This window comes from Gemella massiliensis, from assembly GCF_900120125.1.
In the GTDB taxonomy this organism is placed as follows: domain Bacteria; phylum Bacillota; class Bacilli; order Staphylococcales; family Gemellaceae; genus Gemella; species Gemella massiliensis.
The window spans coordinates 101763-120196 of the sequence record NZ_LT635545.1 but is presented as its reverse complement, the minus strand read 5'-3'; the positions used below and the strand labels follow the sequence as shown (position 1 = coordinate 120196).

At 29.9% G+C, this 18434-nt stretch carries 19 protein-coding genes, 1 pseudogene and 1 riboswitch; of the genes and pseudogenes, 13 read left to right on the top strand and 7 right to left on the bottom strand.

Annotated features, from left to right (window positions below; translation table 11 throughout):
- Nucleotides 1-2 precede the first annotated feature (2 nt).
- The 4 genes from BQ7358_RS03325 (at nt 3) to BQ7358_RS03310 (ending at nt 2962) form a co-directional block, all read left to right on the top strand.
- Nucleotides 3-662 (top strand): RraA family protein, encoded by a 660-nt coding sequence (locus BQ7358_RS03325; RefSeq protein ID WP_062174320.1) that lies wholly within the window; start codon nt 3-5, stop codon nt 660-662.
- A 325-nt stretch (nt 663-987) separates the two neighbouring features.
- Nucleotides 988-1671, top strand: a complete 684-nt coding sequence (locus BQ7358_RS03320) for a YjjG family noncanonical pyrimidine nucleotidase (RefSeq protein WP_062174318.1) — start codon at nt 988-990, stop codon at nt 1669-1671.
- A gap of 227 nt (nt 1672-1898) precedes the next feature.
- Nucleotides 1899-2465: a GrpB family protein gene (locus tag BQ7358_RS03315; protein WP_062174316.1), complete on the top strand. Its 567-nt coding sequence runs from the start codon at nt 1899-1901 to the stop codon at nt 2463-2465.
- 26 nt (nt 2466-2491) lie between these two features.
- Entirely contained in the window at nt 2492-2962 is a 471-nt protein-coding gene (locus tag BQ7358_RS03310) for a GNAT family N-acetyltransferase (protein ID WP_062174314.1), read from the top strand.
- 109 nt (nt 2963-3071) lie between these two features.
- On the opposite strand, the gene BQ7358_RS03305 is transcribed toward BQ7358_RS03310, so the two are convergent.
- From BQ7358_RS03305 to BQ7358_RS03285, 5 genes are all read right to left on the bottom strand, one after another.
- On the bottom strand, nt 3072-3671 hold the full coding sequence (locus BQ7358_RS03305; protein WP_062174312.1) for a response regulator transcription factor: 600 nt from the start codon (nt 3669-3671) through the stop codon (nt 3072-3074).
- 19 nt (nt 3672-3690) lie between these two features.
- Nucleotides 3691-4782: a sensor histidine kinase gene (locus BQ7358_RS03300; RefSeq protein ID WP_062174310.1), complete on the bottom strand. Its 1092-nt coding sequence runs from the start codon at nt 4780-4782 to the stop codon at nt 3691-3693.
- A gap of 122 nt (nt 4783-4904) precedes the next feature.
- Nucleotides 4905-5645 (bottom strand): ABC transporter permease, encoded by a 741-nt coding sequence (locus BQ7358_RS03295; protein ID WP_062174308.1) that lies wholly within the window; start codon nt 5643-5645, stop codon nt 4905-4907.
- A 12-nt stretch (nt 5646-5657) separates the two neighbouring features.
- Entirely contained in the window at nt 5658-6545 is an 888-nt protein-coding gene (locus BQ7358_RS03290) for an ABC transporter ATP-binding protein (protein ID WP_062174306.1), read from the bottom strand.
- Between the two features lie 143 nt (nt 6546-6688).
- Entirely contained in the window at nt 6689-7276 is a 588-nt protein-coding gene (locus BQ7358_RS03285; RefSeq protein ID WP_062174304.1) for an NAD(P)H-binding protein, read from the bottom strand.
- Between the two features lie 109 nt (nt 7277-7385).
- Here BQ7358_RS03285 and BQ7358_RS03280 point away from each other — a divergent pair, with 109 nt between their 5' ends.
- From BQ7358_RS03280 to BQ7358_RS03255, 6 genes are all read left to right on the top strand, one after another.
- Complete coding sequence (locus BQ7358_RS03280) at nt 7386-8228, top strand: patatin-like phospholipase family protein (protein WP_072520213.1); 843 nt, start codon at nt 7386-7388, stop codon at nt 8226-8228.
- Nucleotides 8229-8289: 61 nt separating this feature from the next.
- On the top strand, nt 8290-9249 hold the full coding sequence (msrB, locus tag BQ7358_RS08960; RefSeq protein WP_082729138.1) for a peptide-methionine (R)-S-oxide reductase MsrB: 960 nt from the start codon (nt 8290-8292) through the stop codon (nt 9247-9249).
- A 417-nt stretch (nt 9250-9666) separates the two neighbouring features.
- A complete protein-coding gene (pflB, locus tag BQ7358_RS03270; protein WP_021753650.1) occupies nt 9667-11907 on the top strand; it encodes a formate C-acetyltransferase in 2241 nt (746 codons plus the stop codon).
- 143 nt (nt 11908-12050) lie between these two features.
- On the top strand, nt 12051-12842 hold the full coding sequence (pflA, locus tag BQ7358_RS03265) for a pyruvate formate-lyase-activating protein (protein WP_021753651.1): 792 nt from the start codon (nt 12051-12053) through the stop codon (nt 12840-12842).
- 71 nt (nt 12843-12913) lie between these two features.
- Nucleotides 12914-13016: riboswitch (SAM riboswitch) on the top strand.
- 102 nt (nt 13017-13118) lie between these two features.
- On the top strand, nt 13119-14300 hold the full coding sequence (gene metK, locus BQ7358_RS03260; RefSeq protein ID WP_062174297.1) for a methionine adenosyltransferase: 1182 nt from the start codon (nt 13119-13121) through the stop codon (nt 14298-14300).
- A gap of 285 nt (nt 14301-14585) precedes the next feature.
- On the top strand, nt 14586-14948 hold the full coding sequence (locus tag BQ7358_RS03255) for a globin domain-containing protein (RefSeq protein WP_062174295.1): 363 nt from the start codon (nt 14586-14588) through the stop codon (nt 14946-14948).
- A 54-nt stretch (nt 14949-15002) separates the two neighbouring features.
- On the opposite strand, the gene BQ7358_RS03250 is transcribed toward BQ7358_RS03255, so the two are convergent.
- Complete coding sequence (locus BQ7358_RS03250) at nt 15003-15452, bottom strand: LmrA/YxaF family transcription factor (RefSeq protein ID WP_234971564.1); 450 nt, start codon at nt 15450-15452, stop codon at nt 15003-15005.
- Between the two features lie 12 nt (nt 15453-15464).
- Nucleotides 15465-15551: pseudogene (locus BQ7358_RS09280) on the bottom strand (TetR family transcriptional regulator); the annotation flags it as partial.
- 384 nt (nt 15552-15935) lie between these two features.
- Between BQ7358_RS09280 and BQ7358_RS03240 the strand changes: the two are divergent.
- From BQ7358_RS03240 to yqeH, 3 genes are read left to right on the top strand one after another with little or no spacing between them, the layout of a single operon-like run.
- Entirely contained in the window at nt 15936-16712 is a 777-nt protein-coding gene (locus BQ7358_RS03240; RefSeq protein WP_062174294.1) for a phosphatidylserine decarboxylase, read from the top strand.
- 17 nt (nt 16713-16729) lie between these two features.
- Complete coding sequence (locus BQ7358_RS03235) at nt 16730-17311, top strand: YqeG family HAD IIIA-type phosphatase (protein ID WP_062174764.1); 582 nt, start codon at nt 16730-16732, stop codon at nt 17309-17311.
- Nucleotides 17304-18425, top strand: a complete 1122-nt coding sequence (gene yqeH, locus BQ7358_RS03230; protein ID WP_062174292.1) for a ribosome biogenesis GTPase YqeH — start codon at nt 17304-17306, stop codon at nt 18423-18425. The genes BQ7358_RS03235 and yqeH overlap by 8 nt, the downstream gene beginning before the upstream one ends.
- Nucleotides 18426-18434 lie beyond the last annotated feature (9 nt).

Here is an 18434-nt window from a genome sequence, read left to right as displayed (position 1 = left end):
GTATGAATTTAACAGAGGAAGTAAGACAAAAATTATTAAAATTACCAACAGGAAATATTGCAGATAATAATAATTTAGTTCCCAATCAAGGAGTTATGGATACAGCGATTAAACCTGTAGATTTTAGAATGAAGATGGTTGGCAGAGCTTTTACGGCCAGATGTTTTCCAGGAGATAATTTAGCACTTCATCAGGCAATTTATGCCTCAAAACCGGGAGATGTTTTGATATTAGACCTTCATGGATATGTCAACGCAGGTCATTTTGGAGATATTATGGCAACAGCGTGCAAACTCCATGGGCTTGCCGGGATTGTTATTGATGGTAGCTGTCGAGATGCTGAAGATATAAAAAAACTTGGGTTTCCTGTCTTTTCAAGAGGATTTAACCCATCAGGTACGGTAAAAGAAAGTCTAGCTCAGTTGGATATACCGGTTCACTGTGGAGGTATTCAGATCAATCCAGGAGATATTATAGTTGGTGATTGTGACGGTGTTGTCGTCATTCCTAAAGAATATGAAGATAAAGTATTTGAAAAAGCTTTGGCTAAATTCGATCATGAGGTGGAAGTTATTAGGAAGTTGAAACAAGGAAAAACAACTTTGGAAATATATGGATTTGATAAAATTATTAAAGAAAAAAGTATCTTAAAGACTTTATAGTAAAAATTTGAGAAGAAATATTTTTCTCAGAGGTAAGTTCTTTGAAATTTTATTTTAGTAGAAAAAAACTCATCATAAATTTTTAAGAGGAACTTTGGTATATTTTGATTAATTAGGTAGTTGTTAATGGGGTCAAAGTAACAGTTTATTTTAAAATGGAAATGGTGACAAGGGTTTAAACTTAATAAAAACTAAGCAATCATTCAAAACACGAGTGATTGCTTTTTTACTTATATAATATATAATAATTGAGGTATTACACCTAAAAAGGAAAATAGCAAAATTTATGTTATAATAAAAATAATATAATAGAGGAGAACTGGTGATGAATTTAACGCAGTATAAGTATTTATTATTTGATTTAGATGATACATTATTAGATTTTAAAAAAGCGGAAAGAAGAGCATTTAAAAAATTATTGTTAAACCATAATATAGAATATAGTGATGATTTATTTGAAAAATATATTACAATAAATAAATCATTGTGGAGAAAACTTGAATTAGGAGAGCTTAGCAGTAAAGATGTAACTAAGGGGAGGTTTAAACGTTTTTTTAGTTTATTAAATAAAGAAGTTAATGATGAGAAGTATGATAAGGAGTATAGAATTTATCTGGCAGAAGGTAACCAAGTATTTAAAGGAGTACCGGAACTTTTAAAAAAATTAGCACAAACTCATAAACTTTATATCGCTACTAACGGCGTAGCGGCAACTCAACGCACCCGATTTAAAAATAATAAACTAGATGAATATTTTGATTATATATTTATTTCAGAAGAATTAGGGTATAAAAAACCTGATAAAGAATTTTTTGAAAAAGTATTTGAAATAATTGGAAGTAAAAATAAAAGTGAAGTATTGATGATAGGAGATAATCTGGTATCTGACATACTAGGTGGGAATAATTTTGGAATAGATACCTGTTGGATAAACGCAGAAGATATAGAGAACATCACAAATATAATTCCGACTTATAAAATAAGAAGTGTAATGGAGTTAATAAGATAAAAATTATTATTAAAAAATATAATTCAACAGAAAATATGAAAGGTACTTGATTGTACTCCTAATGATGTGTTTAGTTTTGATGATGATTATGAAAAGGAAGAAGATGAGCAAAATTAAGTTAAAAGACGAAAGTGCATTGAATGGACTTTATAATGAAATAAATATTATAGTTGCTTATTCAGGTAATTATATCGTGAGGATATAAATTAGAATTGTAGAGGTTAGGCATGAATAAAAAATTGGAAGAAATGAGTTTAAAAGAACTTTGGCAACTGTTTCCGATATTTCTAGTTGAACATAATAAAGAGTGGATAAAATGGTATGAAGAAGAAAGAAAATTGATATTATCAGCAGTGCCGAGTAAAAGTATAAAAAGAATATCTCATATCGGTAGCACAGCTATATTAGGAATATTGTCAAAAAATATTGTGGATATATTGGTTGAAGTAAACGACAAGGCGGATTTAGATTTTGTTAAAAATATTCTCATAAATAATAGTTGGCTTTGTATGAATATGACTGAAACCCGCATTACATTAAATAAAGGGTACACAGAACAAGGATTTGCAGAAAAAGTATTCCATCTTCATATTAGACTTGTTGGAGATAATGATGAACTGTATTTTAGAGATTATTTGAATGAGCATAAGGAAATAGGCAAAGAATATGAAATTTTAAAACTGTCACTTTGGAAAGAATTTGAACATGATAGGGATGGATATACCAAGGCAAAAACAGATTTTATAAAAAAATATACAAATTTAGCAAAAAGTTTATATGGAAAAAGATACTAACCAAATTAGAAGTTGTGGAGGCGTAAATGGATATAAAAATAAAAGAAGTTGTAGATAAACCGGAAAAGGAAGCAGTATCGAGAGAAGTATTATATGACCTTCCGGAATGGTTCGGCATGCCGGAAAGCACGGAAGATTATATTCGTGATTCACAGGACAAGCCTTTTCTCGCTTGTTATATGAATGATAAGCCCGTTGGTTTTGTTGTATTAAACGCAACCAGCAAGGATTGTGCAGATATTTTTGTAATGGGCATAAAAAAGAAATTCCATCGAATGGGTATCGGATCGGTACTTAATGAAGCATACGAAACTATGGCAAGGAAGTTGGGTTACACATACTCACAGGTAAAAACGGTACAGATGGGACATTACAAAGAATATGATATTACCAATAATTTTTATATAGCGATGGGATATAAAGAATTGGAATGTTTTCCGACTTTATGGGACGAATGGAATCCGTGTCAAATATATATTAAATATCTTGGAGTGTAACAAATCGGCCCTATGTCAAATACGGGGCATGAGAAAATAAGAAAAAAAAGCTAAGCAGTACAAAGTTGCTTAGCTTTTCTCTTTTTCGGCTTTGACAGTTGATATTATTTTAAATCCATCCCTCTTCAGTTGCCTTTTTTACAGCTTCCGTTCTATTTTTACAATTTAGTTTTGCTAAGATATTAGAAATATAATTTCTGGTAGTACCCTCCGATAAAAATAAATTGGTAGCAATTTCCTTATTTGATAAACCTTCTTTAATGTTTTTTAATAAAATAATTTCTTGATTTGATAATGGGTTATGATTTGAAAAAATATTTTCCATAAGTTCAGGAGAGTACTCTTTTTTACCTATTAGAACATTATGGATAGTTTGCATAAGTTCTTCTATAGAGCGATCTTTAAGAACATAGGCATCAACATTATTTTTAACGGCACGTTCAAAATAACCGCTACGTTTGAAGGTGGTTACTATAATAACTTTGGTGGGAATATTATTTTTTTTAATCCATTCCAACACGTCCAAACCTGTCATTTTCGGCATTTCAATATCTAAAATTGCAACATCAATATTGTTATTTTTTAAGTAGCTTAAAGCCTCTTTTCCGTCACCAGCTTGAACAACATTTTCTATGTCTTCTTCCATTAATAATAATTTTGTCATGGCATCTCTTAACATACTCTGATCTTCAGCAATAAGCAATTTCATAAAAAATCCCCCTATTATTTTATAATTTTTTCGGTATAATTACTTGAATTTTTGTTGGATTATTTTTTGATATAATCGTAATAGTTCCATTTACTATTTTAATTCTTTCATAAATAGATTTTAGTTCATTTCCGGTTATTTCTTTAAAACCGACTCCATTATCTGTTGAAATAATGGTTATATCATTTTGTTTTTCATTAAGAATTAATGAGCAGTTGTCAGCATTGCTATGTTTAATAATATTATTTATCAACTCTTTTAAAATCATAGTAGTGGTAGTAGTGGTCCAACTGCTAAGTTCTTTGGTATAAATATTATTTTCTATTTTACATTTAATCTCTGCCAACGAAGTAATATCTTCAATAATTTTTAATTCTTCGTTTATTGTTCGATATTTTAGATTGTTAATAATAGAACGAGTTTCGTGCATAGATTTCGTACTGATTTCTATAATTTCACGAAGTTCATTTTGTGCTTCTTCTAATTTATTTTTTATTAAAAGTTTTTCTGCAAGTTCGGCTTTAAGTTTTAGCATAACAAAAACATGGCCTATACTATCATGTAAATCACGACTTATTCTATTTCTTTCATTTTCTGCTAATAAAATATTAATATGTTCGTTGTGTTTTCTATGTTCTTCCTTAAGTTTTTTATCAAAATATGCTTTGCGTTGGAAAATAAAAGTGGCTAAGCATAAAACGTAAAAACAAGACATAATAAATTTTTCAGGAATGCGGTAGTTCCCAAAAAGAATAGCTATTATTAAAAAGTTCAATATAGTAAAGAAGCTCGTAATTCTATATGAACGAAATGAAATATCTTTAAAATGCCAGACTATCAGATTACTAAGATAAAATGAAAATAGCATATTCATAGGATGAATCCAAATTGTCATGTAGATAATATAACAGGATAGATAAAACCAAAGAATAAAACTAATATACTTGTTATTAGCATAAATCATGGAGATATAACAAATTATAGCTGGTAATGTAAGCAATAACGTATATTTTGGATAACTTCCATCTAATACATATGTAATAGGAAAGGCGAAAAATATTAACGAAATATAAAAAGGGAAATTAGCCAATTTTTTAATTAAGTTTTTCATAGAAAACTCCTTCTACTATATTTTGATGTTGATAAAGTGAATTTAAAAAACTTTATTTACATTTTAGCATAAAATATAAAGTGTGTGAATAAACTAGATAATTATTCACACACTTTAAACAATTATTTAATTTCCATTTTTCTTTTAATAACTAAAGTAAGAATAATAAAACCAACGCCATAGGTTAAGAGAATGCCAAGGGAATTAAAAGAAAAGGTACCTTCTTTTATATATTTATTGACAAAGTTTAATAAATGATAGGTTGGAGTTACTTTTGAAATATTTTGTAACCATTCCGGGAAAAGATAGGTAGGCCACCATAAACCGCCTAGCATTGCTAAACCTAAATATAAAATATTAGACAAAAGACTTAATTTTTCCGTAGATTGAATTAAACTAAGAATAAGACCTATTCCTAAGAAAGTTGTACTACCTATAACCATTAAAATTCCTGCCATTATCCACTCTTTAGCACTCATATTGACATCACGTAAGAAATGACCGACCGTAAAGACAACAATAACTGCTATGATAAAAGTTACTAAAAGACGGGTAAAACGAGCAAAATAGTATTCAACTAATTTAATTGGAGCATTATCAATAATACTTAGGTAACTATTGGTTTCATCTTCTCTAATAGATAGCGGTAAAGAAAATAAAGCGAAACTGATACTGCTAAATGCTGTCATAGAAATAAGCATATCTTTAATGACACGAGTTTGAACACTCGGATCATCGAATTGTTGCATTCCCGAAAACAGTATAAAGAATATAACCGGAAATCCAAGACCCATTGTGAAATTTGATATGTTTCGTTTAGTAAGAATAAATTCCATTTTTAATAATGTTAAAAAATTTTTCATAATAATAACTCCTTAATTTTCTTTAGTAGTAGTAAAAATACTATCTAACAAAGTTCTATTTTGTACTTCCAAATCTTTAAAAGTACAACCGTTTCTTTCTAATAATTTCCAGATGTTATCTGCATCTTTAGTAAGGAAACTGAAACTATCTAGTTTAACTTCTAGACTGTATATATTTTCACAATTTTTTAATAAGTCAAAATATTTAACAGGAAGGGTAAATAGTTTTTCCACATCTTCAGCGCGCATGGCGTGCGGTGTGGTATCACGTATTAGTTCTCCTTTATGAAGAACCAGTATTCTGTCTGCTGTATGTTCGACTTCTTCAATGTAATGGGAAGAGTAGATAATCGTTGCTCCTTGCTTTTTTAAGTCATTAACGATTTCCCAAAAACGAACACGTGTAGAAGTATCCATACCGGCTGTCGGTTCGTCTAGGAAAATTATTTTAGGTTTTCCGATTAAAGTTAATACAAAAGACAATAATCTTCTTTGCCCTCCAGATAATTTTGATGCGAGATTTTCTTTTTGGTTATCATCAAAGCAAAGAATTTTATCTATTTCTTCGATATTAAGATGTTCAGGATAAATACTTTGAACAAAGTTAATTAATTCTTTTACTTTTAATTTATTGGGAATTTTATTCTCTTGTCTTAGCGCATTAACATATCTTTTTAATTCCAAATTTGTAGGCTTTAGACCGTTAATTGTAATATTACCTGAATTGATAAATTTATTACCCAAAAGACAATTCATTAATGTGGTTTTACCCGCTCCGTTAGGTCCTATCAATGCTAGGTAATCACCTTCATAAACATCAAATGAAATATTTTTTAGAATATTATTAGATTTAATGGTTTTAGTTATATTTTTTACTGAAATAATTTTTTTATTATCCATTTTTATTACCTCTTGTTATTTTGTAGTTACATTATATCATAGAAAAAATATAATTTTTCAGTAGGAGAAGTCATATAAAAATATGACAAATGTAATATATCAATAGCTTAACTTTAAAATGTATGCCAAATTTTTATTAATAATCAATTTTTTAAGTTATCTAACGTCAAAAAAGTACAATTTAATTCCAGATTAGAAACGATTTTTCTAGCAATAGTTTCTACAGGGAGAGGATAAACATTTTTGAAGAATTTAATTCCTAAAGTTGAAAAAATTTTGATAGGTATGACATTTAGATAAGAAGATAATCGGTTTTTCCCATACATTAAACCGGGTTTTACGATAAGGTAATCCAATCCTGAATTAATAATAAGTTTTTCTGCTTCCAGTTTACTGTTTAAATAACTTTTAAATCCACCTTGAGCAGATATAAAAACTAATTTTTTAATATTGGATTTTTCACAAAGTTCAATAGATTTTTTAACACTTAATGTATTTATTTTGCTATACTGATTTTTATTTTTTATAGTACCTATAAGATGAATAGCAATATCAAAATTATAGTTTTTGAGATTAAGGGTATTGATGGAAAAAATATTGGCACATATCCAAGGAAGTTGAGTGTTATTTGCGGTACGTGAGAGATAAGAAACAAAATGATCATGTTTTATTAACTCATAACTTAGGGATTTTCCGACAAAACCGCTACCACCGATTAAAAGTATATTCATAAGCAAATACCTCGTGAAAATATTAATTATATTTCAAGTTCATTTTATAAAATAGTAACATAGTAGAAGATAAAAGTAAAAGATTGTGAAAGGTATGGAGGTTGTAGTTATGAAAATAGGATTAGTTTTAGAAGGTGGAGGTATGAGAGGTCTTTACACTGCAGGGGTGTTAGATGTATTTTTAGAGAGTAATATAAAAGTAACTGATGTTATTGGTGTTTCAGCAGGAACGTTGTTCGGTGTCAATTTTGTTTCAAAGCAAAAAGGACGAGCGTGGAGATATAATAAAAAATATGTTAATGATAAAAGATATATGAGTGTATTAAGCCTGCTGAAAACCGGAAATTTGATAAATAAAGATTTTACCTACTATAGAATTCCGTTTCAATTAGATGAATTTGATAATAGAGTTTTTAAAAATTCAGAAATTAATTTTTTTGCAACAGTTACCAATATAGAAACAGGAGAAGCGGAATATATTAAAATCACAGATGTTTTTAAACAAATGGAAATATTAAGGGCTACATCTGCATTACCATTTATTTCGGAGATAATAGAAGAAAATGGGAAAAAATATTTAGACGGAGGGATAGCTGACAGTATTCCGGTAGAATTTTTTAAAAAACAAAACTTTGATAAAATAATAGTTATTTTAACAAGATCAATAGATTATCGTAAGAAACAGAGTAACGGTTTATTGTACAGGTTGTTTTACGGTAAGTATCCAAGATTGGTAGATAAACTAGAAAATAGATATAAAAATTATAATAATACTGTAGAGAAGATAATAGAACTGGAAAAAAACAATGAAATATTTGTCATAAGACCGAGTGAAGCCATTACAATAAAGAGATTGGAAAAAGATATAGATAAACTTCAACATATTTATGAACTGGGTAAAAAAGACGGTCATGATATAATTAAAAAATTGAAAGAATATCTGGCAGAATAAATAGTATACTGCATATGGAAAATCTATAATAAAATTATAAAAATAATAAGAGGGTGAAAAGATGAGTAATATAAAAGAAATATATTTAGCAGGCGGTTGTTTTTGGGGAGTAGAAGAATATTTTTCAAGATTAGACGGTGTGGTAGAAACAACCGTTGGATATGCTAATGGAAATTCAGAAGTAGCAGAATATAAATTGTTAAAACAAACCAATCATGCTGAAACTATTTGTATTAAATATGATATTGATAAAATTAGTTTAAGAGAAATCTTATTACATTATTTTAGAATAATAGATCCGTTAAGTGTTAATAAACAAGGAAACGATGTAGGAACACAGTATCGTACAGGGATTTATTATACCGATGAAGAAGATTTAAAAGAAATAGAGAAGGTATATAAAGAAAAAGAAGACGAATATCATCAAGCATTGGCAGTAGAATTGGAAGTTTTAAAAAATTATATAAAAGCGGAAGAATATCATCAAGACTATTTGAAAAAAAATCCGAACGGTTATTGTCATATAAATCCGAACTTAGCATCTGAACCATTAATAGATAAAACTAAGTATAAGAAAAAAGAAAAAGAACTTTTGAAGAAAGAATTAACACAAGAACAATATGCCGTAACGATGGAAAATTCAACAGAAAGCCCTTATACAGGGGAATATTGTGATAAATTCGAAGAAGGAATTTATGTTGATATTACAACAGGAGAACCGCTTTTTTCTTCGGAAGATAAATTTCATTCCGGTTGTGGATGGCCAAGTTTTTCTAAGCCGTTTAGCGTAGATGTTGCAAAGTATTATAAAGATAATTCTCATCTAATGGAGAGAATAGAGGTTAGAAGCAGAATAGGAGATTCGCATTTGGGACATGTATTTACCGACGGACCGAAAGAATTGGGAGGATTGAGATATTGCATTAATAGTGCAGCATTAAAATTTATTAAAAAAGAAGATATGGAAGAAGAAGGATATGGAGATTTAATACCATATATTAATAGAAGATATTCTAAGTAATAACGATTATCATTTAGTGTAGAAGAGAATTTTATTTTAGATATTTTTCAGCTAAAAAAGGAATTGTTTTCGAGATTTTATCATTTAAAAAGTGAAACAGTATAATAACAGTTATAAAAAAATGATAAATTTTCAAGCAATGATTGTAATATTAATTTTTTACGTTTTCTTTACTATTTCATTTATTTTCTATTAAATTTCATAATATTTAATACAAATATTTTATCATATAACAGGTAAAATATTGTAACAGAGAAGTAGTGTAGTATAACTGGAGTTCACAGTTTATACACAATTTCAAAAAAAATAATGTTGTATTATCCATATAGTTGATGTAAACTAAAAGTGTAACAAATAGTTTAATTATAAATTTATTTATCACACATTTATTATAAAATTTTAAGGAGTGAAATATATATGACAACAATTGCAGAAAAAAAAGCTTTCGTTGGTGGTAAATGGCAAACAGAAATAGATTTAGTGGATTTTATTAAATCTAACTATACAGAATACAGAGGAGATGCTTCATTCTTAGCTGGGCCTACTGAAGCTACTAAAACTTTAGTAGAAAAATTCAATGATTTGATGCGTCAAGAACGTATTGCCGGTGGAACATTGGACATGGATACTAGTATTCCTTCAACAATCCTTTCACATGGACCTGGATATATAGAAAAAGATTTAGAAAAAATAGTAGGATTGCAAACTGATAAACCGTTAAAACGTGCTTTAATGACATTCGGTGGTATTAACATGGCAGTTAACAGCTGTAAAGCATATGGTTATGAAGTAGATAAAGAAGTTATTAAAATCTTTACTGACTACCGTAAAACACACAACCAAGGTGTATTTGATGCATATACTCCGGAAATGCGTTTAGTAAGAAAATCTGGTGTTATTACCGGACTTCCTGATGCTTACGGTCGTGGACGTATCATCGGTGACTATCGTCGTGTTGCTTTATATGGTGTTGATCAATTAATCGAATGGAAAAAAGAAGATTTAACAAAAATCGGTGCTGACGGAGTAATGACTGAACATGTTATCCGTGATCGTGAAGAAGTGAGTGATCAAATTCGTGCTTTAGGCGAATTAAAAGGATTAGCTAACATTTATGGATTTGATATTTCAAAACCGGCAACAAATGCTCAAGAAGCAGTTCAATGGTTATACTTCGGATATTTGGCAGCTATTAAACAACAAAACGGTGCTGCGATGAGTATCGGTAACATTGCTACATTCTTAGATATTTATATTGAAAGAGATTTACAAGACGGAACACTTACTGAAGAAGGTGCTCAAGAGTTAATTGACCACTTAGTTCTTAAATTACGTTGCGTTAAATTCGCTCGTACTCCGGAATACAACCAATTATTCTCTGGAGATCCAATCTGGGCTACTTTAATCGTAGGTGAAATGTTAGATGCTGAAAGATCATTAGTAACAAAAACTGACTTCCGTTTCATCCATACATTAGATAATATGGGTAACTCTCCGGAACCAAACTTGACTATTCTTTGGTCTAGTAAATTACCAACCGGATTTAAAGAATTCTGTGCTGAATCTTCAATCAACCACAGTGCTATTCAATATGAAAGTGATGAATTATTAGCGGACTTCCTAGGAACTTGTGATAAATCTATCGCTTGTTGTGTAAGTGGTATGACTACAGGTAAAGATATGCAATTCTTCGGTGCTCGTGCTAACTTAGCAAAAGCATTATTATACACAATCAACGGTGGTCGTGATGAAAAACTTGGAATCCAAGTAGGGCCAAAAACAGAACCGCTACGTGGTGTATTAAACTACGATGAAGTATGGGAAAAATTCGGTGGATTTATGGATTGGTTATGTAAATTATACATCAACACATTAAACGTAATTCACTACATGCATGATAAATATTCTTATGAAAGTTTAGAAATGGCATTACACGATACTAACGTTAGACGTTTCATGGCAACCGGTATTGCAGGATTCTCAGTAGCGGTAGACAGCTTATCAGCTATTAAATATGCTAAAGTAACTCCAATTGAAGATGAAACAGGATTAGCAGTTGATTACAAAATTGAAGGTGAATTCCCAACATTCGGTAACAACGATGATCGTGCTGATGACATAGCGGTTGAGTTATTAAAAACATTTATGACTAAATTGAAAAAACACCCAACTTACCGTGCAGATGAAACTACAACATCTATCTTAACAATTACTTCTAACGTAGTTTACGGTAAAAAAACTGGTAACACTCCGGATGGACGTCGTGCAGGAGAACCGTTCTCACCAGGTGCTAACCCAATGAACGGACGTGACCAAAGTGGTGCGTTAGCTTGCTTAAGCTCAGTAGCTAAATTACCATATGAATACAGCCGTGATGGAATCAGCTTAACAGCGGCATTCACTCCAAATTCATTAGGTAAAACAAAACAAGATCAAATCAAAAACTTAACAGCAATGATGGACGGATACTTCAAAAAAGGTGGTTACCACTTAAATACTAACGTATTTAACAAAGAAACTTTACTTAAAGTTATTGAATCACCAGAAGATTATCCAAACTTCACAATTCGTGTATCAGGATACGCTGTACGTTTAATCAGTTTAACTCCGGAACAACAACGTGACGTATTAAGTCGTACAATGCACCAATTCATGTAATAAAAGTAAAAAAGACAGGAAAGGTAGGGGGCTTTTAGCCCCCACTTTTTTATGTTACAAATAAACAAATAGATTTACATATAATTATAAGATAATATATAATGATTATATGAATAAAATATTAGTAAAGGAGGAGGCAAGCTATGAAATTGACAAATTTAGCACCAGTAGAAGAAACTAATGAGCTAACTGCTAATATACATTCTGTTGAGTCGTTCGGTAACGTTGATGGGCCGGGGATTAGATATGTAGTATTTTTCCAAGGTTGTATGTTAAGATGTAAATATTGCCATAATCCGGATACTTGGAGAATGCATAATCCAGATGCAAAAGTGGTTACAGTGAGCCAATTAACCAAAGAGATAGTAAAATATCGTGATTTCTTTGAAGCCAGTAATGGGGGCGGAGTAACCGTTAGTGGAGGAGAATCATTATTACAAATAGACTTTATATTGGAGTTATTTAGAAAATTAAAAGAGTTAGGTATTAATACTTGTGTTGATACCTGTGGCGGATTTTATGTAAATGCTCCAAGTATGAACAAAAAAGTCTTGGAACTAATATCTCTTACTGATTTATTTTTATTGGATATAAAGCATATTGATGATGAACATCATATAAAATTAACAAAAAGAACAAACAAAAATATACTTCAATTTGCTGAATTTCTTAGCGATAATGGAGCGAAAATGTGGATAAGACATGTTCTTGTACCTAAATGGACAGATGACGATTATTATTTACAAAAATTACGTGAATATATTGATACATTGCATGGTGTAGAACGTGTTGAGGTATTACCTTATCATGATATGGCGAAGTTTAAATATAAAGAACTTGGAATAAAATATGAATTAGATGATATTAATCCGCCAACCAAAGATAGAATAGAAAATGCTATAAACATTCTCGGAGCAAGAAATGATGTTAGTTAAAATTATTTTTCAATAATGGATATTATTTGACAAACATAATTAATTTTGATATACTGACGGAGCAATATAAATACTTATCAAGAGTGAGTGAGGGATGAGGCCCGATGAACTCCGGCAACCTAGTCGATTGATTAAGGTGCTTTCCTTAGCAAAGTTAACTTTGAACGATGAGATATGAAGACCCCTCGTTTCAAGGCGAGGGGTTATTTTTATTATAAGGATAAATGAGATAGTTTTATATTAGTATCAGAAATAAAATATTTAGGAGATAAAAAAATGAGTAAAACATATTTATTTACATCAGAATCAGTAACAGAGGGGCATCCGGATAAAATTGCAGATCAAATATCTGACGCAATTTTAGATGAGATTTTAAAACAAGATCCATACGGAAGAGTGGCGTGTGAAACTTGTGTTAACACCGGTTTAGCAGTTCTCGTTGGAGAAATATCAACAACGGCTAATATAGATTTTCAACAAATAGTAAGGAATACTATAAATGAAATAGGATATAATGATCCGAGAAATGGCTATTCAGGAGATCATATTTCGGTTCTTATAGGACTTGATAAACAATCACCCGATATTGCACTTGGAGTTGATAATTCTTTAGAAACTAAAGAATCATCTGAAGTAAAAGAGGTAGGTGCAGGAGATCAAGGTTTAATGTTCGGTTTTGCAACTAATGAAACAGATTCTTATATGCCATTACCTATTTATCTAAGTCATAAATTGTCAAAACAATTGGCAGATGTTAGAAAAGATGGAACTTTATCTTATCTAGGACCTGATGGAAAAGTTCAAGTTACAGTAGAATATGACATTAATCATAAAGTAAAAAGAATTGATACTATAGTAGTATCGGCTCAGCACGATAAAGAAATACCTCAAAAACAAATTCATGCTGATATTAAAAAATATGTAGTAGAACCATGTTTAGATAGAGAATTGTTAGATGAGAATACGAAATATTTTATTAATCCAACAGGTCGTTTTGTAATAGGAGGACCGGTAGGAGATGCCGGTTTAACAGGAAGAAAAATAATCGTTGATACATATGGCGGTTTTTCTCGACATGGTGGAGGTGCATTTAGCGGTAAAGATGCAACGAAAGTTGATCGTTCCGGAGCATATATGGCACGTTATATTGCTAAAAATATTGTAGCAAGTGGGGTCTGCGATAAAATTGAAGTTCAATTGGCGTACGCTATTGGTGTTGCTAATCCGGTATCAATTTTCGTAGAAACATTCGGAACTTCAAAAGTTGATGAGGGAGAGATTGTTAAAACCATAAAAAAAGAATTCAAGTTGACACCAAACGGTATAATTGAAACATTAGATTTAAGAAGACCAATTTTCAAAAAAACTGCCGCTTATGGCCACTTTGGACGTGATGATGAGGACTTTACTTGGGAAAGATTGGACAGAGTAGAGGAATTTAAAAAATTATTAAAATAGAAATAAAAATTGGAGGCGACTTAAAAATCGATTTTGCAGAGTCGCCTCTGCACAGTTCATTAAATTTTGGAAAAGTATTTAAAGCGGATTGCCAAATTAATTAATACTGCGGACAACTACTAATAAACGAATTCTATTAAAGTTTTTAGCTTTTAAGATAACTCCGGTTCTTAATTTTACTTAAGTAGTTAATATTTGTAATAATATAGTTGCATATTGTTTGAAAAAACGGTTATTATGATGTTTAATATATATAAGGATATATTAAGAAAGTTGGAGATAGGCATGAATTTATACAATCAAATAGGAGAAAGAAATATTGACCTGTTAGTAAGTTATATGTATGATGATATTATTCCAAATGATGATAGAATTAATGTTTTATTTTCTAATGGTTTTGATAGAATAAAGGTAGAGCAAAAAAAATTTTTTAGGTTATTTCTTGGAGAACCGGGACATTCTATTTTTAATACACCAAATTTAAAGAAAAAGCATATAAATTTGCCAATCTCAATAAATGAAGCGAAGTATTGGTTTGAGGATTTTGAAATTGCATTGAATAGATTAGAGATAGATCCGGCAATAAAAAAATTTTTAAGTCAAAAAGTTAATGCACTTACAGTTCAGATGATAAATACTATAAAATAAAAAAACTGAAATTTAGAGGATTATTATGTTATAGATCTAAATTTCAGTTTTTTATTATGCAACATTTTCTTCTTCATCCACCTTAGTGAATATCTCTTTAAGCATTTCAGGACTGGCAGCCGTAATAAATTTAATAGAAGATTTTATATTGTATAAAAATGCTTCATCTTTATGGATTCTATGTGCTGAAATAGCACCTTGAATACTGGTGAAAAGCCATTCGCTAATAGGATTACATAATTCTTCTGCGATATTTTTATCAAAAAGAGCATCGGCAAGAAGCAATCTCCAATTTTCAAGTATGTCACTACATTTTTCAGCAATTACAGGTGAAAGTTCTGCAGTTTCTAATGCTAATAGCGTTAAAGAAAAACCACTTCGTTTACATGCCTTACCTTTTGAAATAAATAAATCAAAAATCGCAGTTAAATATTCTTCCAAAGTTTTCTCTTTTGGAGAAATAGTTTTAAATTCCTTTTTAACATTATAACTTATTTTATCCAAAGCTTCTAAGTAGATTTCATCCTTTCCTTTTGGGAAATAATAATATACGCTTCCTTTAGGGGCTTTTGCTTTTTTAATTATATCCTGAACACTTGTCAGAGAGTAGCCCTTAGTTCAAACGTTTTGGACAGTGGTTAATATAATGTTTTCTTTAACTTTATTATTAAGTGTCATGTCGTTTCCCTCCCTTATACACCAATCTGTATTCTTATTATACAATATTTATATACAAAAAATCAATAATATATAATAATTTATTTTAAAAATATAATTTAAAGAATTGCTAAATTAAAAGTGATGAGAACGGTTTACTTTTTAAAAAAATAAAAAATAAAATATAAAAAATAAAAAATAAATCACCACTAAAAAAGAAAATAGACTTAAATGTAATTTTTGTAAGTTACTAGGTAGATAACAGCCAAAATATTGAATAAATAGCGATTTTATAGTAAAATATAGAGTGATATTTGTAAGGAGATTGCCATGGTAAAAAAGAAGATATTTCAACTGTGTGTAGAGTTGACAAATGGAGAATTAAGCTCAAAGGCTTTAAAAAAATTGACAAAATCGAATTTAAGTAGATTAATGATACAACCTTTTGCGAAGGTATATGATATTGATACTGATGAAATTTTAGATGAATTAGATGATTTTAGAAATTTGAATGAATTTTTCATAAGAAAATTACACCCAAATGCCAGACCTATCGACAAAAAAGAAGATAGTTTCGTTAGTCCGACAGATGGTGTGATTTCAGAAGTAGGTCATATTTCTGAAAATAGTACATTTATTGTTAAAAATCAGGTATATAATGTAAAAACGCTGGTAGGTGATAAAGAATTCGCTGACAAGTATAAAGGTGGAACATATATAATTATTTATCTAAGTCCTAAGAATTATCATAGAATACATTTCCCGCTTAACAGCCAAGTAAAAGAGGCTTATAGTTTAGGAAAGTATTCATATCCGGTCAATAAGCTGGGATTAGAGTTAGGGGATAATATATTAAGTTACAATTATCGTCAGGTTTATAAATTATCAGGAAAAATTAATTATACACTGATACCTGTAGGTGCTCAAAATGTAAACTCAATTATTCCGACTTATGAAAGTATTTATGTTAAAAAAGGAGATGAGTTAGGGTATTTTGAATTTGGTTCTACGGTCGTGTTATTATTTGAAAAAGATAATATTCTATTAGAGGAAAATTTAGAAAACAAAGTAATTAAGATGGGAGAAAAAATAGCTACGGTATTGTAAGCTGTTGAGTGATATTAGTGATTTTAAGAAGATATTTTTTACCGGATGATTTTATAGAAAAATATGAGTTTATTGATGTTGAATATATGAATATGCACAATAAAAAAGTAATTATTTCCGATTTAGATAATACGCTTATTTCGTGGGATAGTAAAAAAGATACAAAAGAGTTGAATCGTTGGTTAAAACGAATGCGTAGAGCCGGATTTGATATTATTGTAGTATCTAATAACACAGAAGAACGTGTTGAAGAATTTTGTAAACAACTTAATTTACAGTACGTTGCAGGAGCTAAAAAGCCATTTACAACCGGTTTTAAAAAAGCTCTTCATAAGTTGAATAGAAAGCCGGAAGAAGCTATTATTTTAGGTGATCAAGTGTTAACGGATATATTGGGTGCTAAGAGTTTTGGCGTAATGAGTGTACTTGTTAAGCCAATTTCAAAAACAGATGCGTTTAAAACAAGAATTAACCGTTTTTTTGAAGGGATAATAATAACAATTCTAAAAAGAAAAAAAGTATTTCCACAGATGAAAGTATTAAAATATAAACTCACCAAAAAAAAGGTAAAGGGCAATAATGGAGGATATATTGGATAATAAATTATATTGTATAGGATGTGGAGCGGAAGTTCAATCAGAGAATCCTAAAAAGCAAGGGTATTTACCTAATAGCGTAATTGAGAAAAATAAAGATAAAGACTTAGTTTGTAAAAGATGCTTTCGTTTGAAAAATTATAATGAAGTATCTGATGTTGAATTGGGTGCGGAAGATTTTTACGCCTTAATAAAGACGTTATCCAAGAAAAAAAATGCTCTTATAGTTAAAGTGGTGGATATTTTTGATTTTTCCGGAAGCTGGATTGAGGATGTAGTAGATATAGTTGGTAATAATAAAGATATAGTTCTTGTTGCTAATAAAATAGATTTGTTGCCAAAATCAGTTAAAGAAAACAAGATAAAACAATGGCTCTTTAAAATGATGAAATCAAAAGGAATAAAAGTGAAAGATATTCTTTTGATTAGTGCTATTAAAAATTATGGAGTTGAAGAATTAGCATATAGACTGGATGAGTTAAGGGAAGATAAAGACATCTATATAATTGGAGCGACTAATGTCGGTAAGTCGACGCTTATCAATAAGTTAATAGAATTGACCAGTGGAGATAAAAATGTAATTACAACTTCACATTTTCCGGGAACAACTTTAGGTATGATAGAAATACCGCTAGATAAGGTAACCAGTATCTATGATACACCGGGGATTATTTTAGACTATGATATTGCACATTATTTGGATTCGAAAAGTTTAAAATTAGTAATGCCGAAAAAAGAAATAAAAGCACGTGTTTTTCAATTAAATTCGAAGCAAACGTTGTTTTTTGGTGGAATGGCAAGAATGGATTTTGTTTCAGGAGAACGCCAAAGTTTTACAATATATGCTTCAAATTTAGTAGAAGTTCATAGAACGAAATTGAGTAATGCCGAAACAATATTTGAAAAACATTTAGGAACAATGTTAAAACCGCCGTTTAAAGAGAATGTATCAATTTTTAGACAGCAGGTTAAGAGAAGTTTTAAAATAGATAATAAGAAGATGGATATAGTGATTTCAGGATTAGGGTGGATTACGGTAAATAGTGATAAAGGGTGTCTTATAGATATTTACACACCGAATGAAATAGAAGTATTTGTAAGAGAATCAATAATATAGAAAGAAACG